Source organism: Streptomyces sp. 6-11-2, from assembly GCF_006540305.1.
GTDB lineage: Bacteria > Actinomycetota > Actinomycetes > Streptomycetales > Streptomycetaceae > Streptomyces.
Genome location: NZ_BJOR01000001.1, coordinates 4,081,428 through 4,104,048 on the forward strand (window position 1 = coordinate 4,081,428; position 22,621 = coordinate 4,104,048).

At 71.7% G+C, this 22,621-nt stretch carries 20 protein-coding genes; 9 read left to right on the top strand and 11 right to left on the bottom strand.

Annotation, left to right across the window (positions count from 1 at the left end; translation table 11 throughout):
- Nucleotides 1-106 precede the first annotated feature (106 nt).
- Nucleotides 107-634, bottom strand: a complete 528-nt coding sequence (locus tag TNCT6_RS17910; protein ID WP_141360315.1) for a MarR family winged helix-turn-helix transcriptional regulator — start codon at nucleotides 632-634, stop codon at nucleotides 107-109.
- Between the two features lie 101 nt (nucleotides 635-735).
- Here TNCT6_RS17910 and TNCT6_RS17915 point away from each other — a divergent pair, with 101 nt between their 5' ends.
- A complete protein-coding gene (locus TNCT6_RS17915) occupies nucleotides 736-1,527 on the top strand; it encodes a dioxygenase (RefSeq protein WP_141360316.1) in 792 nt (263 codons plus the stop codon).
- A gap of 445 nt (nucleotides 1,528-1,972) precedes the next feature.
- Entirely contained in the window at nucleotides 1,973-2,971 is a 999-nt protein-coding gene (locus tag TNCT6_RS17920; protein WP_141360317.1) for an RNA polymerase sigma factor RpoD/SigA, read from the top strand.
- Between the two features lie 396 nt (nucleotides 2,972-3,367).
- Here TNCT6_RS17920 and TNCT6_RS17925 read toward each other — a convergent pair whose 3' ends face one another.
- Nucleotides 3,368-4,366: a YafY family protein gene (locus tag TNCT6_RS17925; RefSeq protein ID WP_141360318.1), complete on the bottom strand. Its 999-nt coding sequence runs from the start codon at nucleotides 4,364-4,366 to the stop codon at nucleotides 3,368-3,370.
- A gap of 62 nt (nucleotides 4,367-4,428) precedes the next feature.
- On the opposite strand from TNCT6_RS17925, the gene TNCT6_RS17930 reads away from it, so the two are divergent.
- The 5 genes from TNCT6_RS17930 to TNCT6_RS17950 all read left to right on the top strand — a co-directional run bounded on the left by TNCT6_RS17930 (nucleotide 4,429) and on the right by TNCT6_RS17950 (nucleotide 10,576).
- Nucleotides 4,429-5,985 (top strand): MFS transporter, encoded by a 1,557-nt coding sequence (locus TNCT6_RS17930; protein ID WP_141360319.1) that lies wholly within the window; start codon nucleotides 4,429-4,431, stop codon nucleotides 5,983-5,985.
- A 185-nt stretch (nucleotides 5,986-6,170) separates the two neighbouring features.
- A complete protein-coding gene (locus TNCT6_RS17935; RefSeq protein ID WP_141360320.1) occupies nucleotides 6,171-6,932 on the top strand; it encodes a DeoR/GlpR family DNA-binding transcription regulator in 762 nt (253 codons plus the stop codon).
- Nucleotides 6,929-7,876 (top strand): 1-phosphofructokinase, encoded by a 948-nt coding sequence (gene pfkB, locus TNCT6_RS17940; protein ID WP_141360321.1) that lies wholly within the window; start codon nucleotides 6,929-6,931, stop codon nucleotides 7,874-7,876. The genes TNCT6_RS17935 and pfkB overlap by 4 nt, the downstream gene beginning before the upstream one ends.
- 157 nt (nucleotides 7,877-8,033) lie before the next feature.
- The gene (locus TNCT6_RS17945) at nucleotides 8,034-10,208 is read left to right on the top strand and encodes a fructose-specific PTS transporter subunit EIIC (RefSeq protein WP_141360322.1); all 2,175 of its coding nucleotides are present in this window, start codon (nucleotides 8,034-8,036) and stop codon (nucleotides 10,206-10,208) included.
- A 113-nt stretch (nucleotides 10,209-10,321) separates the two neighbouring features.
- Entirely contained in the window at nucleotides 10,322-10,576 is a 255-nt protein-coding gene (locus TNCT6_RS17950; protein ID WP_141360323.1) for a hypothetical protein, read from the top strand.
- A 67-nt stretch (nucleotides 10,577-10,643) separates the two neighbouring features.
- Here TNCT6_RS17950 and TNCT6_RS17955 read toward each other — a convergent pair whose 3' ends face one another.
- Complete coding sequence (locus tag TNCT6_RS17955; RefSeq protein WP_141360324.1) at nucleotides 10,644-11,390, bottom strand: DUF6227 family protein; 747 nt, start codon at nucleotides 11,388-11,390, stop codon at nucleotides 10,644-10,646.
- A gap of 206 nt (nucleotides 11,391-11,596) precedes the next feature.
- Entirely contained in the window at nucleotides 11,597-12,622 is a 1,026-nt protein-coding gene (locus TNCT6_RS17960) for a P1 family peptidase (protein ID WP_141360325.1), read from the bottom strand.
- Between the two features lie 95 nt (nucleotides 12,623-12,717).
- Here TNCT6_RS17960 and TNCT6_RS17965 point away from each other — a divergent pair, with 95 nt between their 5' ends.
- Nucleotides 12,718-12,900 (top strand): hypothetical protein, encoded by a 183-nt coding sequence (locus TNCT6_RS17965; RefSeq protein WP_141360326.1) that lies wholly within the window; start codon nucleotides 12,718-12,720, stop codon nucleotides 12,898-12,900.
- 27 nt (nucleotides 12,901-12,927) lie between these two features.
- Here the strand turns inward: TNCT6_RS17965 and mscL are convergent, their stop codons facing one another.
- From mscL to TNCT6_RS18000, 6 genes are all read right to left on the bottom strand, one after another.
- Nucleotides 12,928-13,386, bottom strand: coding sequence for a large conductance mechanosensitive channel protein MscL (gene mscL, locus TNCT6_RS17970; protein ID WP_172632942.1), 459 nt, complete (start codon nucleotides 13,384-13,386; stop codon nucleotides 12,928-12,930).
- Nucleotides 13,387-13,449: 63 nt separating this feature from the next.
- Complete coding sequence (locus TNCT6_RS17975) at nucleotides 13,450-14,064, bottom strand: hypothetical protein (RefSeq protein WP_253266417.1); 615 nt, start codon at nucleotides 14,062-14,064, stop codon at nucleotides 13,450-13,452.
- A 260-nt stretch (nucleotides 14,065-14,324) separates the two neighbouring features.
- Nucleotides 14,325-15,158 carry an S-methyl-5'-thioadenosine phosphorylase gene (locus TNCT6_RS17980; RefSeq protein WP_141360328.1) on the bottom strand — a complete coding sequence of 278 codons (834 nt, stop codon included), beginning with the start codon at nucleotides 15,156-15,158 and terminating at the stop codon, nucleotides 14,325-14,327.
- 207 nt (nucleotides 15,159-15,365) lie between these two features.
- On the bottom strand, nucleotides 15,366-15,707 hold the full coding sequence (locus TNCT6_RS17985) for an FmdB family zinc ribbon protein (protein ID WP_141360329.1): 342 nt from the start codon (nucleotides 15,705-15,707) through the stop codon (nucleotides 15,366-15,368).
- A gap of 67 nt (nucleotides 15,708-15,774) precedes the next feature.
- A complete protein-coding gene (locus TNCT6_RS17990) occupies nucleotides 15,775-17,070 on the bottom strand; it encodes an MFS transporter (protein ID WP_141360330.1) in 1,296 nt (431 codons plus the stop codon).
- A gap of 203 nt (nucleotides 17,071-17,273) precedes the next feature.
- Nucleotides 17,274-18,785: a potassium/proton antiporter gene (locus TNCT6_RS18000; RefSeq protein WP_141360331.1), complete on the bottom strand. Its 1,512-nt coding sequence runs from the start codon at nucleotides 18,783-18,785 to the stop codon at nucleotides 17,274-17,276.
- Nucleotides 18,786-18,999: 214 nt separating this feature from the next.
- Here TNCT6_RS18000 and TNCT6_RS18005 point away from each other — a divergent pair, with 214 nt between their 5' ends.
- Nucleotides 19,000-21,825 (top strand): penicillin acylase family protein, encoded by a 2,826-nt coding sequence (locus TNCT6_RS18005; protein ID WP_141360332.1) that lies wholly within the window; start codon nucleotides 19,000-19,002, stop codon nucleotides 21,823-21,825.
- A 181-nt stretch (nucleotides 21,826-22,006) separates the two neighbouring features.
- On the opposite strand, the gene TNCT6_RS18010 is transcribed toward TNCT6_RS18005, so the two are convergent.
- Complete coding sequence (locus tag TNCT6_RS18010; RefSeq protein ID WP_253266147.1) at nucleotides 22,007-22,621, bottom strand: 5-formyltetrahydrofolate cyclo-ligase; 615 nt, start codon at nucleotides 22,619-22,621, stop codon at nucleotides 22,007-22,009.

Below are 22,621 nucleotides of genomic sequence, written 5' to 3' on the forward strand. Positions count from 1 at the left end.
TCGGACCCCGTTGAGGCGCCCCCCGGGCGGTACGTACTTCAGCCCCCGGGCGGTACGTACCTCAGTCCCGGGCGGTACGTACTTCAGCCCCCGGGCCGTACATACCTCAGCGGAGCCAGGGCAGGTCCGCACCCGCTTCGTTCGGCTGAAGTCCCTCGGCGACGATCTGCATGATCTCGCCGAGGGACTTCTGCTGTTCCGGGCTGAGACGGTCGAACAGCGCCTGGCGTACGGCGGTCACATGGCCCGGCGCGGTGCGGCGCAGCACCTCAAGGCCCTGGTCGGTCAGGACCGCGAACTGGCCTCGCTTGTCGGAGGGGCAGTCCTCGCGGCGTACCCAGCCGTTCTTCTCCAGGCGGGCGATCGCGTGGGAGAGGCGGGAGCGGGTGATCTTGGCGTCCATGGCCAGCTCGGTCATCCGCAGCCGGCGCTGCGGGGCCTCGCCGAGCTTGACGAGGAGGCCGTAGTAGATGTGCGGCATGCCCGCGTCGCGCTGGAGCTGGCGGTCGAGGTGGTCCTCGAGCAGGGTGGTGGCGTGCAGGTAGGAACGCCAGACGCGCTGCTCCTCGGCGGTGAGCCAGCGGTGGGCATCGGCCTCGGCGGGCTCGGGGACGGAAGCGGGTGCCGTATTCATACGTCCACTCTACGAGCTACTCCTTGAAGGTTAAACAAACCGGGCGTAATGTGAGGGCAGAGCTTTAGCTTTCAAGCATCCAGTCGCAGGGAGTCGCCACCATGTCCGCCGCCGCCCGGGAGCGCATGCCCGCCCTCTACCTCAGCCACGGTGCCCCGCCGCTCGCGGACGACCCGGTCTGGCCCGGCCAGCTCGCCGCCTGGTCCGCCGAGCTGCCCCGCCCCAAGGCGATCCTCGTCGTCTCCGCGCACTGGGAGGAGGCCCCGCTCGCCCTCGGGGCCATCGAGACGGTCCCGCTGGTCTACGACTTCTGGGGCTTCCCCGAGCACTACTACCGGGTGCGGTACGGCGCCCCCGGCGCGCCCGAACTCGCCGAGAGCGTCCGGAAGTTGCTGCGCGCGCCCGGAACGCCCGTGCAGGACGTCCCGGACCGCGGCCTCGACCACGGCGCCTACGTCCCGCTCGTCGAGATGTTCCCCGAGGCCGACATCCCCGTGCTCCAGGTCTCCATGCCGACCCTCGACCCGGTCAGGCTCATGGACGTCGGCCGCAAGCTGGCGCCCCTGCGCGACGAGGGGGTGCTGATCGTCGGCTCCGGCTTCTTCACCCACAACCTGGCCGCCCTGCGGCACACCGGAGGCGGGGTGCCGAGCTGGTCCGCGGAGTTCGACGACTGGGGCAGGCGTGCCCTGGAGGCCCGCGACTGGGACGCCCTGCTGGACTTCCTCGACAAGGCCCCGGCCGGCCGGTACGCCCACCCGCGCACCGAGCACTTCGCCCCGCTGTTCGTGACCATGGGCGCGGCGGAGGCGGGCGGTGAGCTGGGCACGCAGAAGTCCGTGATCGACGGCTTCTGGATGGGCCTGGCCAAGCGGTCGGTGCAGTTCGGCTGAGACATGTGCGCCCCCGCTGCGTAAGACGAGGGTGTGGAGAGTCTTGGATTTTCCCGAGAGTCCGGGTTTGCGGCAACCTTCCGCCGGAGCGATTCGTCCATCAGGGTGGAAGGCGGTCGAAGGGGTCGAAGGGGACGCTCTTCCCGAGGTGGCGCCATTGGTGTGAGCGGAGTCTCACCCGTGGGGTGACCGGCGGGGTCCGTGAAGGGCCCGGGAGACCCTCGGTGCCGCTCTGACCTGCGGTTCCGTAACCGTCGGCGGCGACGTTCGGCGGCTGCGGCGAAACAGGGTACTGCATGATCAGAAAATTGGTGGGCGGGTTGGGAATTCTGTCCGGATTCCAGTCGTTGTTTCCATCGGATGCCGGGCACCCGAGGAGAGTTCCGAAGCAGGTGCCGAGCATCTGAAGGACCGCCCGCTGACCCACCATCGCAAGGGAGCACGCATGGCAACCCGTGCCGTCGCCCGTCGTCAGTCCGCCACCGGCGAGACGGCCGACGCGGCAAGCAGTGTTCGCGCCCATGGCGGCGAGATCGCCGATCGCGACCTGGTCGGCATGTATCTCGACGAGATCGCGCGTACACCGCTGCTCGACGCCGCCAAGGAGGTCGAGCTGTCCCAGATCATCGAAGCGGGTGTGTTCGCGCGGCAGATCCTCGACCGGCACGAGGAGACGAAGACGGACGCCACCGGCGAGGAGCTCCGGGCCCTGGTCGCCCAGGGGGAGCGGGCGAAGGACGTCTTCATCCGCTCCAACCTGCGGCTGGTCGTGGCAGTCGCCCGGCGCTACCCGCGCAGTGGCCTGCCCCTGCTGGACCTGATCCAGGAGGGCAACGCCGGTCTGGTGCGCGCGGTGGAGAAGTTCGACTACCGCAAGGGCTTCAAGTTCTCGACGTACGCCACCTGGTGGATCCGCCAGGCGATCACGCGCTCGATAGCGGACCAGTCGCGCACCATCCGGCTGCCCGTCCACCTCGTGGAGGAACTGGGCCGCATCCGCCGCGTCCAGCGCGAGTTCAACCGGGAGCACGGCCGCGACCCGGAGCCCGCGGAGATCGCCGAGGAGCTCGGCTCGACGCCCGAGCGCGTCTCGGACGTCCTCGACTGGGCCCGTGACCCGGTCTCGCTGAACATGTCGGTGGACGACGAGGGCGAGACCCAGTTCGGTGACCTCCTGGAGGACACCTCCGCGGTGTCGCCCGAGCAGTCGGTCATGACGCTGCTGCGCAGCGAGGGGCTCGACGACCTCATCGGCCGCCTCGACCAGCGCACGGCCTCGATCATCAAGATGCGGTACGGCATAGAGGACGGCCGCGAGCGTACGCTCACCGAGGTCGGCAAGGAGCACGGCCTGACGCGTGAACGCATCCGCCAGATCGAGAAGCACGCGCTGCTGGAGCTGAAGAAGCTGGCCCGCGACACCGGGTTCGACGCGGCGGCGTGAGGCCGTTCCGAACGGGATCCGGCCAGGGGAACGTCCAGGGGCGAGCACGGATGCCCGCCCCGGAGGACGTCCGCCCCGGCCGGGGCGTGGTGAGACCGGGCAGACCGGGCGCGTGAGGCTGCCGGTGCGCCGGGCGACCGCGTACGCCCGGTGGCGAAAGGCCGCGCAAACATGGCCGTGTACCGCCGCTTCAAGCGGCGGGGGCACGGGAACAACCCTTCAGAGCCCAGGAGTTCGACCGCCGGACGGGTTCCGGACCGGACCGGCTCCAGGTCGCTTCGGCGGAACGCACTGAAGTCCAGAGCCAAGTCCCGACGCACTCCCCCCGGCGCCGGGACTTTCCCAGAGCCGGGCTCCGGCGCCTCTCCCCCCGGGGCGCCGGAGCCCGGCTCCCCTTCAGTCGCCCGGGGCACGGGCCGGAGAGTGGCCGCCGCCCCGGCCGGCCCGCGCGAGTCGCGCCCCCAACTGCCGTACGCACTGCACGAGTTCGTCGGGCTCCTCCACCGTGAACTCGCAACCCAGCATCGCCAGCCGCACCGCGAGCCACTCCACCCGGTCGCCGACCGTGGCCCGCAGCCGGCAGCCGCCCGTGTCGAGCGGCTCCGGTGCGCCGAGCCACGCGGGCAGCCGCGCCGCGACCACCTCGGCCGGGTCGGCGAAGGTCGCCGTGAACGTGTAGGTCTCCTGCCTGCGGTACATCGACTGCCGGAGGTACTCGGCCGCGCTCCCGGTCGGCAGCTCCCGCGGAGCGAACCGCGCACCGGTGGCGAAGGGCTCGCTCACCCGGTCGACGCGGAACGTCCGCCAGTCCGCGCGGTCCAGGTCGTACGCCACGAGGTACCAGCGCCGACCGGTCGACACCAGCCGGTACGGCTCCGTCAGCCGCCGCGTCACGGCCCCGTCGCCGGCCCGGTAGGCGAACCGCAGCCGCTCGTACCCCGCCACCGCGGAGGCCATGACCGTCAGCGTCTCCGTCGCGACGCTCGCCCCGTCGCCGCTGGTCAGCGGAGTCGTCGCGGCCTGAAGCGTGGAGACGCGATGCCGCAGCCGGGTCGGCAGCACCTGTTCCAGCTTCGCCAGCGCCCGCACCGACGCCTCGTCGACGCCCTCGATCGCATGCCCGGCCCCCGCGCGCAGCCCGACCGCGATCGCCACCGCCTCCTCGTCGTCGAGCACGAGGGGCGGCATGGCCTTCCCCGCGACCAGCCGGTAGCCGCCGTCCGCCCCCTTGGTCGCCTGCACCGGATAGCCCAGCTCACGCAGCCGGTCGATGTCCCGCCGGACCGTGCGCCGGGACACCCCGAGCCGGCCGGCGAGTTCACCGCCGGGCCACTCCCGGGGCGTCTGGAGGAGGGAGAGCAACTGGAGGAGCCGGGCCGGAGTGTCCGTCGTCATGAATCCGAGAATGCCGCAGAAGTAGGACATGGTCTGACCTAATGCCTGCCTAGTTTGGCGTCATGTCCTCCACCGAAACCCTTGCCGACAGCCCGGCCCCGGCCCCGGTCCCGGCCCCGACCGCCGACCGCCGTCGCTGGTTCGCGCTGGCGATCGTGATGACCGCGGCCTTCATGGACCTCGTGGACGTCACGATCGTCAACATCGCGATTCCGTCCATCCAGCAGGACGCCGGCGCGTCCTTCAGCCAGATCCAGTGGATCACCGCCGGGTACGCCCTCGCCTTCGCGGCCGGTCTGATCACCGGCGGCCGGCTCGGCGACATCCACGGCCGCAAGCGGCTGTTCCTCCTCGGCATCGGCGGCTTCACCCTCGCCTCCGCGCTGTGCGGCTTCGCCGCGAACCCCGACATGCTGGTCGCCGCCCGTCTCCTGCAAGGCGCCATGGCCGCGATGATGGTCCCGCAGGTGCTCTCGATCGTGCACGCCACCTTCCCGGCGCACGAACGCGGCAAGGTCTTCGGCTTGTTCGGCGCGATCGTCGGCCTGGGCGCGGTCTCCGGCCCGCTGCTCGGCGCGCTGCTCACCGAGTGGAACCTGTTCGGGCTGGAATGGCGGCCGATCTTTCTGATCAACCTGCCCGTCGGCGTCCTGGCCCTCGTCCTCGGCAACCGTTTCATCAGCGAGTCCAAGGCCCCTCGGGCCCTGAAGCTGGACCTCGTCGGGGTCGCCCTGGTCACCCTGGGTCTGCTGATGCTGCTCTACCCGCTGACCCGGGGCCGTGAGCTGGGCTGGCCGGTCTGGGGGTACGTCTCGATGGCGGGCGCGCTGGTGGTCTTCGCGACCCTGGTGGCGTACGAGCGGAGCAAGGCGGCGCGGGACGGCTCGCCGCTCATCGAACTGTCGCTGTTCCGGGTGAAGAGCTTCGCCGCGGGCATCGCGGTGCAGACCGTCTTCGGTGTCGCGCTGGGCGTGTTCTTCCTGGTCTGGACGCTGTACATGCAGGTCGGCCTGGGCTGGAGCCCGCTGCGGGCGGGCCTGACGGGCGTACCGTTCTCGATCGCCGTGTCCACCGCGGCCGGGATGTCGGTGCAGAAGCTGGTCCCGCGCTTCGGCCGCAAGGTGCTCCAGGCCGGTGCGCTGGTGATGGCGGCCGGTGTCCTGCTCTACATCTGGGAGTCCGAGCGGTACGGCCTGCACATCGCCCCCTGGCAGATGGCGCTCCCGCTGGTCGTGATGGGCCTGGGCATGGGCCTGATCGTGGCGCCGCTGACCGACGCGGTGCTCTCGGAGGTCCCGCGTGAGCACGCGGGTTCGGCGTCCGGGCTGATCAACACCGTGCAGCAGATGGGCAACGCGCTGGGCCTCGGGCTGGTGTCGGTGGTGTTCTTCGGGGTCATCGGCGACCGCCTGGCCCCGGCCGAGGTGGGCCCGGCCTTCGTCAACGCCTTCCAGCACGCGCTGGTGTGGGTGGCGGCGGTGCTGGGCGTCATCTTCGTCCTGATGGCGGCCCTGCCCAAGCGACCGGGCCGGCAGGCGGAGGACGCCGAGGAGGCCGGGGCGGAGGAGGCCGGGGAGCCGGCCGTGGTGGCGCAGCGGTCGGGCGAGCTGGTGGGCTGACCTGCGCGAAAGAGGGCCGATGGGGCCCGGCACCCGAGCGGTGCCGGGCCCCATCGGCGTACCCGGACACAACCGGAAGTCCGTTCATGCCCGGTCTGATGCCCGAACCTGTTTACTTCCTGGACATTCAGGCGTAGCCTCCGGGAGAAACCACAAGTTCGGGCATCAGTCGGAGGCGAGTGGACATGTACGCACCGGAGCGGCAGCAGGAGATCCTCCGGCTCGCCCGGGACGGCGGCCGCGTGGACGTCGTGTCGCTCGCCGAGGAGTTCCAGGTGACGGCGGAGACGATCCGCCGCGACCTGAAGGCCCTCGACCGCGCGGGCCTGCTGCGCAGGGTGCACGGCGGCGCCATCCCGGCCGGCCGTCTCGACTTCGAGCCCGACCTCACCGAGCGCGAGTCCACCGCCGCCGACGAGAAGGACCGCATCGCCAAGGCGGCCCTGGCCGAACTGCCGGCCGAGGGCACGCTGATCCTCGACGCCGGTACGACGGTGGCCCGTGTGGCTGCCGCCCTGCCCCTGGAGGCCTCGCTCACCGTCGTCACGCACTCCCTGCCGATCGCGGCCCGCCTCGCGGACCACCCCGGTCTCCAGCTCCACCTCGTGGGAGGGCGGGTACGCAACCGCACCCGCGCCGCCGTGGACGCCTGGGCGCTGCGGGCCTACGGCGAGATCCGCGCCGACGTGCTGTTCGTCGCCGCCAACGGCTTCTCGGCCGAACACGGTCTGACCACCCCCGACCTCGCCGAGGCCGCGGTGAAGCGCGCGGCGATCGCCGCCGCCCGCCGTGTGGTGCTGCTCGCCGACTCCGCCAAGCACGGCCAGGAGCACTTCGCCCGCTTCGGCGGCCTGAACGACGTGGACCTGCTGATCACCGACAGCGGATTGAGTCCCGAGGACGCGGCCGCCATCGAGCGCGGCGGCACGGAAGTAGTACGCGCATGATCGTCACCGTCACCCCCAACCCCTCCCTGGACCGCACCTACGAGGTCCCCGCGCTCGAACGCGGCCAGGTCGTCCGGGCCACCGGCGAGCGCATGGACCCGGGCGGCAAGGGCGTGAACGTCTCGCGCGCCGTCGCGGCCGCCGGCCGGCGCACGGTCGCCGTCCTGCCGCTGGGCGGCGCCCCGGGCGCCCTCGTCGCGGACCTGCTCGACGCGCAGGGCATCGACGTCGCACCGGTGCCGGTCGCCGGGGCCACCCGCTCGAACATCGCGCTCGCGGAGGCCGACGGCGTCCTGACGAAGATCAACGCACCGGGTCCGGAACTCTCCGCCGAGGAGCAGGAGTCGCTGCTGGAGACCGTGCGGCGGCAGTCGCGCGGCGCGGACTGGATCGCGTGCTGCGGCAGCCTGCCGCGCGGACTCGCTCCGTCCTGGTACGCCGACCTGGTCGCGCGGGCGCACGCGGCCGGAGTGCGCATCGCGCTGGACACCTCCGGGCCCGCGCTGCTGGCGGCGCTGCGCGAGGGCCCCGACGTGGTCAAGCCCAACGCCGCGGAGCTCGCCGAGGCCGTCGGGCGCTCCCTGGCGACGGTCGGCGACGCGGTGAAGGCGGCCGAGGAGCTGCGCGGGCTCGGCGCGCGCACCGTGCTCGCGAGCCTGGGCGCCGACGGGCAGCTGCTCGTGGACGGGGCGGGCGCCTGGTTCGGCAGCGCGCGCGTGGACGCCGTCCGCAGCAACGTCGGCGCCGGCGACTCCTCCCTCGCCGGGTTCCTGATCGCCGACGGCACCGGCCCGGAGGCCCTGGCCCTCGCCGTCGCGCACGGCGCGGCCGCCGTCCAGCTGCCGGGCAGCCTGATGCCGACACCCGCCGACCTGGATCCGGCGGCGGTGACGGTCACGGCGGACGTGCCGGTGGACCGCGTGCTGAAGGAGCCGGTGACATGACCCCCCGCACGCCCCGCACCCGGTGCCGTACGACGCCTCCGCCGGCCCGCACCGCTTCCGACCCTCCCCGCACCGCTTCCGACTCTCCCCGTACTGCCCTCGTCCCCACCCCCGCCCATCCCACTGACCGGGCGATACGCGCGCTAAGGAGCCCGCGATGAGCGACATGATCACCGCGGACCTGGTCGACCTCGACCTGTCCGCCGACACCAAGCAAGCGGCGGCGCGCTCCCTCGCCGAACGGATGGTCTCCCTGGGCCGGGTGACCGATCTGGAGGGCTTCCTCGCCGATGTGGCCGCCCGCGAGGCGCAGATGCCGACCGGCCTCGACGGTGGCATCGGCATCCCGCACTGCCGCAGCGAGCACGTCGTCGAGCCGACGCTCGCCTTCGGGCGCAGCGCGGCCGGGATCGACTTCGGCGCGGCGGACGGCCCCGCCGACCTGATCTTCCTGATCGCGGCCCCGTCCGGCGCCGACGACGCCCACCTGAAGATCCTGTCGTCGCTGGCCCGGCAGCTGATGAACAACGAGTTCACCTCCGCGCTGCGTTCGGTGGACAACGCGGCGGCCGCTGCCGCGCTCATCCGCGGGGACGAGACTCCGGGCGAGGCCACGGCAGGAGCCGAGGGCACCGCCACGGACACTGAGGGGACCGAGGGCACCGCCGCGACCACCGAAGGCGCCTCCGCCGAGGCGCAGGACGCTCCCGAAGACACCGCCGCGACGCCGGGGGCGGCCTCCTCCGGCGCCGTGGCGGGTAGCACGGCACCGGCGCCGGGCGCGAGCGCCACGGACGTGAGCGCCAAGGACGCGAGCGGCGAGGGTGAGCGTCCGTTCCGGATCGTCGCCGTCACCTCCTGCCCCACCGGTATCGCGCACACCTACATGGCGGCCGAGTCACTGGAGAACGCCGGCCGTGAGGCGGGCGTCGAGGTCGTCGTCGAGACCCAGGGTTCGGCGGGCTTCACCCGGCTCGACCCGGCGGTGATCGCGGCGGCGGACGGCGTGATCTTCGCCCACGACGTCCCCGTACGCGACAAGGACCGCTTCGCCGGGAAGCCGGTCGTCGACGTCGGCGTGAAGGCGGGCATCAACCGGCCCGGCGAACTGATCACCGAGGTCCGCGGCAAGGCCGCGCGCGGTGAGGTGAGCGCGGCGCCCGCGCCGGGCGGCACGCCGGTCGAGCGGGCAGGCGAAGCGGGCGAGGGCTACGGCACGAAGCTGCGCAAGTGGCTCATGTCCGGCGTCAGTTACATGGTTCCCTTCGTCGCCGCGGGTGGTCTGCTGATCGCCCTCGGGTTCGCGATCGGCGGCTACGAGATCAACAAGGCGCCGTCGGTGATGGACCACTTCGTCTGGACCCAGGCCGACAGCTGGGCCGCCCTGCTGTTCCAGATCGGCGGTGTGGCCTTCGCCTTCCTCGTCCCGGTGCTGGCCGGCTACATCGCCTACGGCATGGCGGACCGCCCCGGACTCGTCCCCGGTTTCGTCGGCGGCTCGATCGCGCTCACCATCAACGCCGGATTCCTCGGCGGTCTGGCGGCCGGTCTGATCGCCGGTGGTGTGGTGATGGCGATCCAGAAGGTGCGCATTCCGGCGGCCCTGCGCGGCATCATGCCGGTGGTGGTGATTCCGCTGATCTCCTCGGCGGTCGTCGGGTTCCTGATGTTCGTGGTCATCGGAAAGCCCATCGCCACCGCGCAGAAGGCCATGACCGACTGGCTGAACGGACTGACCGGCACCAACGCCGTCCTGCTCGGCGCGCTGCTCGGCCTGATGATGTGCTTCGACCTCGGCGGTCCGGTCAACAAGGTCGCCTACACCTTCGCCACCGCCGGTATCGCGGTCTCCGACCCCAGCGACTCCGCGATGAAGATCATGGCCGCGGTGATGGCGGCCGGCATGGTCCCGCCGCTGGCGATGGCCCTGGCCACGACCGTGCGCGGCAAGCTGTTCACCCACACCGAGCGGGAGAACGGCAAGGCCGCCTGGGTCCTGGGCGCCTCCTTCATCTCCGAGGGCGCCATCCCGTTCGCGGCGGCCGACCCGCTGCGCGTCATCCCGTCGTCGATGGTCGGCGGTGCGCTCACCGGCGCCCTGTCGATGGTCTTCGGCGCCACGCTCCGCGCTCCGCACGGCGGCATCTTCGTGGTCCCGCTGATCGGCAACCCGTTCCTCTACCTGATCGCCATCGCGGCGGGCGTGTGCGTGACCACCGCCCTGGTGGTCGCCCTGAAGACCCTGCGCAAGCCGGTGGGCGCGGCGGCCGCCGAGTCAGGCGAGGGCGCACCGGCCGAGCCCGCCGACCGGAAGCAGCCGGTGGCGGCCTGAGCAGCTCCCTCCTGCGTCCTTGTCCCTTTGGCGCACTGTGAGTTGTTCACGGCACCTGCGAGATACATCACGGTCCGGGACCAAAGTCCCGGACCGTGGTGTCTACTGAGCACATGCCTCAGCATGTCTCGACCCTGATGTGGATAGGTGTGGCCGTCCCCGCCGCACTGACCGTCGCCTGCCTGGTCGGCCTCGCCCGCATCCGGCGCGACATCCGCCTCGAGACCGCTCGACAGCATTCCGCCCCGAGGCTGTCGGGCCTCCCGCTCCAGCGAGGGGCAGGACCCGGCCGGGAGTTCGTGGAACTGACCCCGGAGGAGAAGGACGCCTTCGCGGGCCTGGTACGCCGGCTCGGCAACGGTCGTTGAGGCTCACCTCGGCAGAGCGGGCGGCGGTCGCTTCCACGCCGTACCCGTTGGCACCGGCCGACGAGGTCTAGGACATCTGAGCCGCGCGCCGCTCCATCGCGCCGCGGGCCGCGTCCTCCGTCACGTACACCTCGCACATGTGGCGACCGTCCGGGGTCGCCGTGTGCTCGACCTCCCAGAGTGAGATCTCCACGCCGTCGTCCAGCAGGAACGCGTGCTCGTAGAGCGAGAAGCACAGCCCGGCGCGGCCTGCGCGGCAGGGGCGGCCGAAGGCCTGGGTGATCCGGTGACCGGACGCCGCCGCCAGCAGCGACGCGACATCCGCGCCCGGCCGGTCGGCATTCTCCGCGCGCCGCAGCAGACGGCGTGCGTGGTCGGCGGAGTCGTCGGACGCGTACGCGTGCCGTGCCTGGGGCGGCGGCGAGAGCTGGACCAGTACCGGCAGCTCGAACTCCGGCGCGTCCGGCGGGAGCGGCAGTCGTGCCGTGGCGGTGCTCAACTCCTCCTCGTCGTCGTACACCTCGTGCTGCACCTCGCTGCCCGGCGCGGTGTTGTGCACCAGCTCCCAGAGGGTGAGCGCCGAGCCGTCGGCGAGCAGCCAGGTGTGCCGGTAGGTCTCCCGGTGCAGTCCGGCGCTGTGGTGCGCCGAGTGCAGCGAACCGTCGTAGGCCAGGGCGCAGTCGAGACGCCGTATGGTCTCGTCGGGTAACTCGAAGGAGTTCAGGGCGCGGCCGAGCAGTCGCGCGAGGTGCTCCTCCGGAGACCCGGGCGACTCGCGTGGCTCGTACGCAGTCGTCTCGTACGGAACGCTCAAGGTTTCTCCCGGCGTTGCTGCATGTCACCTTGTGGGTGCATACCGTAGCCCCTCGGTCGAGCATCATGTCCGCGAACCGAGAAAACGTCCACGGGGAAAACGGCCGGCCGGCGCGAGAAGTTCCCGTGTGAGGCGTTGTTCCGTCAAAATCCGCAGGTCAAAAGGGCGTTGTGAGGCAGGGGCCGACCAGAGGGCGGTGCCGGAGGTCAACGGGCGCCGTACAGCTCCTCGTAGGCCGGCCAGTCCCCGCCCGGTCCGGTCACCGCCTCGGCCGTCCGTACCGCGCGGACGATCGCGCGGGTCACCTGGTCCGCGCCCGCCGCGAGGATCTCGTTCAGGGCGAGCGGTGAGGGGTCGAGCGGACGCGCCCCGGTGGCCAGCGCGAACACCGTGTCGCCGTCGTTGAGCAGGTGCACCGGACGTACGGCGCGCGCGATGCCGTCGTGCGCCGTGCCGGCCAGCTTCTGCGCCTGCGCCTTGGTCAGGTCCGCGTCGGTGGCGACCACTGCCAGGGTGGTGTTCAGCGGGGGAGGCGCGTTCCTCGCGGCGGCCTCGGCGAGGCGCCGCCGCGCGGCCTCGTGCACCCGCGCTTCGGGATGGTCCACCGGTCCCTGGAACAACTCCCCGTACAGCACCCCCGTCTCCGGATCGACCGCCGACCCCACCGCGTTGGCCACCGCCAGCGCGGCCACCGTGATGCCCGAGTCGAGCACCGTGCTCGCCGTGCCGACTCCTCCCTTGAGCGGTCCCACGGCCGCCCCGGTCCCGGCGCCCACGCACCCCTCCGGCACGCGCTCGCCGGCCCCGCTCGCCGCCGCGGCCTCGACCGCGGCGCGCCCGGTGGCCGCGTCCGGCCGGGCCCGGAAGTCACCGCCGCGGCCCAGGTCGAACACGCAGGCGGCGGGTACGACCGGTACGACGTGCGAAGGTTCCGGGCCGACCCTGACCCCGCGCCCCCGCTCCTCCAGCCAGGCCATCACCCCCGAGGCGGCGTCCAGCCCGTAGGCGCTGCCGCCGGTCAGGACGACCGCCTCCACCGTCCGCACCAGGTTGCGCGGATCGAGGGCGTCGGTCTCCTTGGTTCCCGGGCCGCCACCGCGCACCTCCACGGCGGCGACGGCGCCGCCCTCCGGCGCGAGCACGACCGTCGTGCCGGTGAGCCAACCGCCGCCCGTGCGCGTCGCATGTCCCACCCGCACGCCTTCGACGTCCGTCAGAGCGTCCACTGTCATGGGAGCCAGTCTCCCGGGCGAGACGCAGTCACGGGCCTCTTCGGAGGAACGGCGTGCAACGTCACGCCGCCTGCCGCGGACCGTACCCTTGAGGCATGAGTACCGCCCCCGAGCCCGCCCCCGAACCGCGTGACCCGAAGACCGCGCTGATCTTCGACGACCCGCTGAACCAGCAGTCCACGGACGACACCGACCGCGGGTGGGGCGAGCGCACGGAAGGCGACGCCGCCGGCGACCTCAAGCGCTTCCTGGACGAGAAGCCTCCCCACCACCTCTGAGGCGCGCGGGCCGCCGGACCGCGGACGCTACCGCTCGCCGTATCCGGAGCGGCGCCGGGCGACCAGCTCGTCGCGTATCTCCTTGAGCACCTCCAGCTCGGTCACCTCCACGACCTCCTCCGTGCCCTCCCTGGCCTTCTTCCGCGCCTCCTGGCGGGCCAGGAACTTCGCCATGGGCAGGAGCATCAGGAAGTAGACCACCGCGGCGGTGATCAGGAACTGGAGAGCGGCGCCGAGGACCGAACCCCACATGATCTGGATGCCCTGATCGCCCTTGCAGGTGGCGCTCAGGCACGAGTCGTAATGGTCGAGGTTCTTGGTGCCGATCGCTCCGATGACCGGACTGATCACACCCTTCACCACCGCGTTGACGATGTTGGTGAAGGCGGCGCCGACGACCACCGCTACTGCCAGATCGACGACGTTCCCGCGCATCAGGAAGGCTTTGAAGCCCTGCCAGACACTCGGGTCCTTCTTGTCGCTCACCTGGGGCCCCTCCTTGGACATGCAACTTCGACGTGCGGAACGAACAGCTCCGCAACCTACGGCTCACCACAGGGTCACCGCCAGCCTGGCTGTCGCGCTCGCCCCGGCCAGCCCCGCCGCGGTGGAGCGCGGTACCGACAGCGCGACCAGCGCCCCGCCCCCGGCCCCGTCGTCCACGGGCTCCGGGACCTTGGCCACCCGGGCCCCGTGTGCGACCACCCGGGCCTGCCCGCCCGTCGCCGGATCCTCCGCGGCGATCACGTCGACCCGGTCGCCCGGGCGCAGCAGCCGGACCGTGGCCGCGTCCGCGATGCGCACGGGCGCGATCACCGTGCGCGCCTCGTCCGTGCCGCGGCGCCCGGCGGCCCGACCGGCTCCGTCGGCCGGAGCCGGCTGTCCACGGGCCGGTCCGCCGCGAGGCGGGTCCGGAGCATCCCGCGGGCCCGCCGCCACGAGCGCGGCCGCGGTCACGGCCAGCCCGGCCGCCACCGCGCGCCCCCGGTGCCGTACGAGCCGCCGCAGCCCGTACCGCCCGCCGCGCACACGCACCGGCGCGAAGTGCGGCACCTCACACGTGGCCGGGGCTTCCGTGCCGGTCGCGTACGGAGAGGACCGCGTGGGCGGCGCCGGTGAAGCAGAGAGGCCCGGCAAAGGGGAGGGCAGCGGAGAGGACGGCAGGTACGGGGAGGGCAAGGGAGAAGACGGCACCGGAGAAGACGGCACCGGAGAAGACGACACCGGCCAGGACGGAGACGGAGAGGACGGAGAGGCAGGGGACGGAGAAGACGGAGACGGCAGGGACATGCGGACCACCACCAGCGACGGGGATTTCGGCTTGCCACGCCCACGATGAGGCATCGCGCCGCCGCCCGCCGGAGCCCGTGTGCTACCCGCCGGTTGTGGACAACTCCCTCACTCGAAGGAGCAATTCCGCCCCGTTACGGCAGCGCGAACCCCGGGTCCATCCCGCCCAGCGCGCCGGCGCACAGGCAGTCCCGCTGCTCGGTCGTGGGCAGCGCGGCCACCGCGTCGAACAGAACGCCCCGTAGCCGTTCCACGTTGGCCGCGAACACCCGCAGCACCTCCTCGTGCGAGACGCCCTCGCCGGTCTCCGCGCCCGCGTCCAGGTCGGTGACCAGCGTCATCGAGGTGTAGCAGAGCTCCAGTTCACGGGCGAGCGCCGCCTCGGGATGGCCGGTCATGCCCACCACCGACCAGCCCTGCGCCTGGTGCCACAACGACTCGGCCCGGGTCGAGAAGCGGGGCCCCTCCACCACGACGAGGGTGCCGCCGTCCACCGCGTCCCAGTCCCGCCCGCGCGCCGCCTTCAGCGTGGCCGTCCGGCCCACCGGGCAGTACGGGTCGGCCACCGAGACGTGCACGACGTTCGGCACCGTGCCGTCGGGCCGCGGCAGCCCGTCGAAGTAGGTCTGCGCCCGGGACTTCGTACGGTCGACGAACTGGTCGGGCACGAGCAGCGTGCCCGGCCCGTACTCGGGGCGCAGCCCGCCCACCGCACAGGGCCCGAGCACCTGGCGCACGCCCACGGAGCGCAGCGCCCACAGGTTGGCCCGGTAGTTGATGCGGTGCGGCGGGAGGTGGTGGCCCCGGCCGTGCCGGGGCAGGAAGGCGACCCGCCGCCCGGCGACCTCACCGAGGAAGAGGGAGTCGCTGGGTGCCCCGTACGGCGTGTCCACCCGGACCTCGGTCACGTCGTCGAGGAACGAGTAGAAGCCGGAACCGCCGATGACACCGATCTCTGCGTTCGCCATGACCAGCACACTAGTGCCCCGGCAGGCAACGTTCGCCCCGTCGCGACGCCCGGCACGCTCCTCCGAGCTCTTCGAGCAGGAGGACCCCCGGAGCGCGCACGGGACGCCGCTCCTTGACGGGCGAACGCTGCCTGCCGCGGCACCGGCGTCCGCGCACACGCCGAGGACCCCACCGTCCCACGACGGCGGGGTCCCGGAAGGAAGACGTCAGGCGGCGGAGCTGCCGGCCGAGCTCGTGGACGACGAGGACGACCCGGACGACCCCGACGAGGAGGACGAGCCGGAGGACGACCCCGACGAGGAGGACGAGGAACCCGAGGAAGACGGGCTCGACGACTTCGACGACGACGCCGCGCTGCTGCTCGACGAGGAGCCGCGGCTGTCGTTGCGGTAGAAGCCGGATCCCTTGAAGACAATGCCGACCGCGGAGAACACCTTCTTCAGGCGGCCACCGCAACCGGGGCACTCGGTGAGCGCGTCGTCGGTGAACTTCTGCACCGCCTCGAGGCCCTCGCCGCACTCGGTGCACTGGTACTGATAGGTGGGCACTGTCTTCCTCCTGGCACTCTCACTCGATGAGTGCTAACGACGGTCCATAGTGACGTATTCCCGAGGATCAGTCCACTGTGACGTGAGCGCGGTGACCGACGCCACGTGCGACCGTGCGGCCCTGCGACCGGGCCGCGAGCCGCGACCTGAGGGCGACCAGGGCGAGAAGGGCGAGCACCGTGCCGGTCATCGGCACCAGGAAGCCGGCGCCGCCCCACAGGCGGTCCTCCAGCTGCCCGGCGACGGTGACCGCCGCCGCCTGGCCGAGCGCGACCGCGCCCGTGAGCCAGGTGAACGCCTCGGTGCGGGCGCCGGCCGGGACCAGGCTCTCCACCAGGGTGTAGCCGGTGATCAGGGCGGGTGCGATGCACATGCCGACCAGGAGGCCGAGCGCCGCCAGGAGCGGCACCGAGTGCGCGGTCCACAGTGCGGACGCGGCCAGCGCCAGGGCGGTGTAGCCGACGAGGAGACGGTGCTGCGGGGCGGTCTTCCAGGCGATCGCGCCGCAGACGACGCCGGAGATCATGTTGCCCGCGGCGAAGGTTCCGTACAGCACGCCGTTGAGGCCGGGTTCGCCGATCGACTCGGTGAACGCGGCCAGCGAGACCTGCATGCCGCCGAAGACCGAGCCGATGCCGAGGAAGGTCGCGATCAGCACCCGCACGCCGGGGACGCGCAGGGCGGGGGTCTGCTCCACGCGCGTGTGCCCACCGCCGGTGACGGGCGGCTGGGTGCGCTTCTGCGCGGCGAACAGCAGACCGCCGACCAGGGTCAGCGCGGCCTCCGTCACCAGTCCGGCGGCCGGGGTGACGGTGGTGCACAGGGCGGTCGCCAGAAGGGGGCCGACGACGAACGTCAGCTCGTCGGTGACGGACTCGAAGGCGGCCGCGGTGGTCATCAGCGGCGAGTCCTTGAGCATGACGCCCCAGCGGGCGCGCACCATCGGGCCGACCTGCGGCACGGAGGCGCCGGTCGGCACGGCCGCCGCGAACAGCGCCCACAGGGGGGCGTGGGCCAGGGCGAGCGCGGTCAGCGTCAGCCCCGCGAGGGTGTGCGCCAGAACGCCGGGGACCAGTACCGCGCGCTGTCCGTAGCGGTCGGCGAGGCGTCCGCTGTAGGGCGCGAACAGCGCCATGGAGACGCCGGTGACGGCCGCGGTGGCGCCTGCCGCGCCGTAGGAGCCGGTGGTGTGCTGCACCAGCAGCACGATGGAGATGGTGAGCATCGCGAACGGCTGGCGCGCGGCGAAACCGGGGAGCAGGAACGTCCAGGCGCCGCGGGTGCGCAGTAGTTGCCCGTATCCAGGGCGGGAGGATGCCGTCGCGGCCGGCGCCGGTTCGGAGCTGGTGACCGTGGATCCCACGGCCCGTGCCTTTCTGCCGCCTGGTAGCGCGGGCCCGGGCGTGCGGGCGCGCCGAGAGCTGTCCTCTTGCGCGGACTGCGGTAGATACCGGCGCCCACTGCGGGGGACTACCCGGCCGCCATACGGTCGCGCCAGCTCTGCGTCAGGCAGAGTTGGTTCGATCAGGGTGCTCCCTCATCGTACAGGGGCGCGGGGACCCCTCTTCAGCCTCGGCTGCCCGCCCCCGCTCCGTCGGCGCCCAGCCATCCGGCCAGCTTGCCGCCCCGGCCGACCGCGCGCAGGCGCTGTTCGGCCGCCTCCCGGACCGGGTCGGTGGCGACGACGAGGAGTTCGTCGCCGCGCCGCAGGGTGGTGGTCGGCAGCGGTACGAACGACTTGCCCTCGCGGACCACCAGGGTGACCGCGGACCCGGATGGCAGCCGCAGCTCGTTGATCTCGACGCCGTGCATCCGGGACCCGGCGGGGATGGCGACGGACAGCAGGTGGCCGCGCAGCCGTTCCAGGGGCGCCGACTCGATGCCGAGGTCGGCGGCCTCCTCTCCGGACCCCAGCCGCAGCTTGCGGGCGAGCCAGGGCAGGGTCGGCCCCTGCACGAGGGTGTAGACGACGACCAGGACGAAGACGATGTTGAAGATGCGGTGGGTGGCGTCGACCCCGTTCACCATGGGGATCGTCGCCAGGATGACGGGCACGGCGCCGCGCAGTCCGGCCCAGGACATCAGGGCCTGTTCCTGCCACGGCACCCGGAAGGGCAGCAGGCTGGCCACCACGCCCAGCGGTCGCGCGACCATGGTCAGCACCAGGCCGATGACGAGGGCGGGCCAGACGTCGTCGAGCAGCTCGTGCGGGGTGACCAGCAGACCGAGCATGACGAACATGCCGATCTGGGCGATCCAGCCGAGCCCTTCGGCGAAGCCGCGGGTGGCGGGCCAGTGCGGCAGCTTGGCGTTGCCGAGCACCATCGACGCGAGGTAGACGGCCAGGAAGCCGCTGCCGTGGGCCAGCGCGCCGGCGGCGTACGCCGTGACGGCGATCGCCATGACGGCGATCGGGTAGAGGCCGGAGGCGGGCAGCGCGACGTGCCGCAGGCCCCAGGAACCGAGCCAGCCCACCGCCAGGCCGATGGCTGCGCCGATGGCCAGCTCCAGGGCTATCTCGCCCACCAGGACGTACCAGTGCTCGATCGGTCCCGCGGTGGAGAAAGCGACGACCAGGATGACCACGGGGGCGTCGTTGAAGCCGGACTCGGCTTCCAGCGTGCCCGTCACGCGCGCGGGCAGGGGGATCTTGCGCAGCACCGAGAAGACGGCCGCCGCGTCCGTGGAGGACACCACCGCGCCGATGATCAGCGCCTGACTCCACCCCAGGCCGGCGAGGTAGTGGGCGGCGGCCGCTGTGACGCCGACACTCACGGCGACGCCGACCACCGCCAGGGTGGCGGCGGCCGGAAGGACCGGCTTGATCTCTTTCCACTTCGTGCCGAGACCGCCCTCGGCGAGGATCACGACGAGGGCCGCGTAGCCGATGACCTGGGTCAGTTCGGCGTTGGTGAAGTGGATGTGGCCAAGGCCGTCCGAGCCCATGACGACGCCGATCCCCAGGTAGACGAGCAGGCTGGGGAGCCCGCTGCGCGAGGAGATCCGGACCGCTGCGACCGCGACGAGCAGGACGACCGAGCAGGCGAGCAGGAGCTGGTTGAGGTGGTGAACAGTCAGCAGCGGTTCCTTCCGCGAGTTCCCGGTTTACTTCGTTACCTTACCTAACTCTTGACGCTTTCTTGACGCGTCCCGTGACGAGATGGAGACGTCTCGCCGCCGCTGGACCCGACTCCGCGTCAAGTGCTACCGGGCCCTGCGCCTATGGTTGCTCCAGCGTTCATTCGAAGTCACAGCCCGACCTGCCGCTCGCGTTAGGACAGCAAGGACAGCGATGCCCCCGAACACCACCGCCTCAACGGGTGACAAGGCCGCCAAGTCCGGCAGGAAGAAGGGGCGAAAAGCCCGCTTGGTCGCGCTTGTCCTGGTCCTGGCTCTCACCGGAGGCACCGCCTACGGCGCCTACTGGTCCGTCAGCACCGTGCGCGCCTCCTTCCCGCAGACCAAGGGCACCATCACGCTGCAGGGCCTGTCGGGACCCGTCGACGTCAAACGGGACGGAAGCGGCATTCCGCAGATATACGCCTCCAGTTCGGAGGACCTGTTCATGGCGCAGGGCTTCGTCCAGGCGCAGGACCGGTTCTACGAGATGGACGTGCGCCGGCACATGACGTCCGGGCGCCTGTCGGAGATGTTCGGCAAGGGCCAGATCAAGAACGACGAGTTCCTGCGCACTCTGGGCTGGGACCGGGTCGCCCGGCAGGAGTACGACAAGACGCTGTCGGCCTCCACCAAGAAGTACCTCCAGGCATACTCCCAGGGAGTCAACGCCTACCTCAAGGGGCGGGAAGCCAAGGGCATCTCCCTGGAGTACGCGGCCCTGGGCTTCGCCAACGACTACAAGCCCGGGCAGTGGACTCCGGTCGACTCGGTCGCCTGGCTGAAGGCGATGGCCTGGGACCTGCGCGGCAACATGCAGGACGAGATCGACCGGGCGCTGATGACCAGCCGCCTCGGCCCGAAGCAGATCAAGGATCTCTACCCGGACTACCCGTACAGCCGGAACAAGCCGATTGTCAGCGAGGGCCACTACAACGAGCTCACTCAGGCGTTCGAAGCGAGCGGCGGCACGACGGACACGAGCGGCGGCACCGGCACTTCGACCGGAATCGGCACCGGCACCGGCACGTCCGGTTCCGCCGACTCGTCGGGCACGGGCGGCGGCACCGGCACTGCGACTGACGCGAGCGGCACCTCCGATGTGCAGAGCCAGCTGATGGGCCTCCACGACGTCCTGGACGGCCTCCCGACGGCCGTCGGCGTCAACGGCAACGGCATCGGCTCCAACTCCTGGGTCGTCTCCGGGCGGTACACGATCACCGGCAAGCCGCTGCTCGCCAACGACCCGCACCTGTCGGCCTCGCTGCCCTCGGTCTGGTACCAGATGGGCCTGCACTGCCGCGAACTCTCCAAGGCGTGCCCGTACGACGTCACCGGCTACACCTTCGCGGGCATGCCCGGTGTGATCATCGGCCACAACCAGGACATTGCCTGGGGCATGACCAACTCCGGTGTCGACGTCACCGACCTCTACCTGGAGAAGCTCAGCGGCGACGGCTACCTGCGCGACAACAAGACGGTGCCGTTCCGGACCCGCCAGGAGACCATCAAGGTCGCCGGCGCCAAGTCCAAGACGATCGTCGTGCGCGAGACCAGCGACGGAATGCCCTTGCTGTCCGACCGCTCCGACGAACTGATGGCGGTCGGCAAGAAGGCGACGGTCACCACCGCGGCGCCCGACCGCGGCGACGGTTACGCGATCGCCCTGAAGTGGACCGCGCTGGAGCCGGGCACCAGCATGGACGCCGTCTTCGCCATGAACAGCGCGAAGGACTGGAAGTCCTTCCGGTCGGCCGCGGAGCTGTTCGACGTGCCCTCGCAGAACCTGATCTACGCCGACACCAAGGGCAACATCGGCTACACGCTGCCCGGCCGCATCCCCACGCGCGCGAAGAACGACGACGGCTCCGTCCCGTCGCCGGGCTGGGACTCCGGCTACGACTGGACCGGCTACATCAAGCCGCAGGAACTGCCCTACGAGTACAACCCCAAGCGCGGCTACATCGTCACCGCCAACCAGGCCGTCGTCGACCCGAAGTCCTACCCGTACGCGCTCACCACGGACTGGGGGTACGGCACCCGCAGCCGGCGGATCACCGACCTGATCCAGCAGAAGATCGACGGCGGCGGCAAGATCTCCACCGACGACATGCGCCAGATGCAGATGGACAACAGCAGCGCGATCGCCAACCTGCTGGTGCCCAAGCTGCTGAACATCGACATCGGCGACAAGGACGTCCGCGAGGCGCAGAAGCTGCTGGAGGGCTGGGACCGCACGCAGGACGCCGACTCGGCCGCCGCCGCGTACTTCAACGCCGTCTGGCGCAACATCCTCAAGCTGGCCTTCGGCAACAAGCTGCCCAAGGAGCTGCGGGTCAAGGGCCAGTGCCTGTGGGTGGAGCCGGCCGGCAACACGGGCCCGGCCGACGAGAACCAGAAGGTCCGCGAGTGCGGTCAGCGCGACGCCGACCAGGCGCAGCCGGACGGCGGCGACCGCTGGTTCGAGGTGGTCCGGGGGCTCGTCGAGAGCCCGGACAGCGACTGGTGGAAGACCCCGGCGTCGGGCACCCGGCCCAAGGCGGACAACCGCGACGAACTGTTCAAGCGCGCCATGATCGACGCCCGCTGGGAGCTGACCGCCAAGCTCGGCAAGGACATCGACACCTGGAGCTGGGGCCGGCTGCACCGCCTGTTCCTGAAGAACCAGACCCTGGGCACCGAGGGACCCGGCGTCCTGAAGTACGTCCTCAACCGAGGGCCCTGGAAGCTGAGCGGCGGCGAGGCCGCGGTCAACGCCTCCGGCTGGAACGCCGCCGGCGGCTACGGCGTGGTGTGGGTGCCGTCCATGCGGATGGTGGTCAACCTCGACGACCTCGACAAGTCCAAGTGGATCAACCTCACCGGCGCCTCCGGGCACGCCTTCAGCGCCCACTACACCGACCAGACGGACAAGTGGGCCAAGGGCGAGCTGCTCTCGTGGTCCTTCTCGCCGAACGCGGTCGACAGGAGCACGAGCGACACGCTGGTGCTCAAGCCGTGAGCCGCTGAGGCCACAACGGCGGCGAAGGCCCTCCACACGCGCGTGGAGGGCCTTCGCCGTACCCGGGCCGTACCCGGTTTGTATTCGGGCCGCACCCGGGCCGTACCCGAGCTGGGCCCGGGCCGTACCCGGGCCGGGCCGGCGGCCGAAGCCGCGTCGGCCGAGCCGGAAGCGGTGCGCGTCAGGTGAAGCGGCGTACCCCCGAAGGTGTCACCACGGCCTGCACCGGCCGGTCGTGGGGCTCCTCGGGGACGTGCTCGACGACTTCCGTGTCGTACAGCAGGACCACGAGGGCGGGATGCGCCCGCGCGGCCTCCAGGCGGGCCAGGACGCGGTCGTAGGACCCTCCGCCGCGCCCCAGGCGCATCCCGCGCGCGTCGACGGCGAGGCCGGGCAGCAGGACCACGTCTGCGGTCGCCACGGCGTCGGGGCCGAGACGCTCCCCGGCCGGCTCGAACAGCGCCATCCTCCCGCCGTGCTGCACGCGCGCGAGGGAACCCTCCCCGGTGTACGCGCCCCAGTCCAGGTCGTTGTCGGGCAGCAGCGCGGGCAGCAGCACGCGCGTGCCCCGCGCGCGCAGCGCGTCGAGGAGCGGAGGGGTTCCCGGTTCGGTGCCCACGGAGACGTACGCGGCGATGGTGCGCGCCCGCGTCAGCTCGGGCAGCTCCAGGGCGTGCTCCGCCAGCGCGTGCGCCGCCTCCCGCACTTCATCCACGGTCAACGTCTTCCTCACCGTGAGGATTTCTCGCCGCAAGGTGCGCTTGGCAGGTTCGGCGTCATGTCCGGTGTGGCTCAC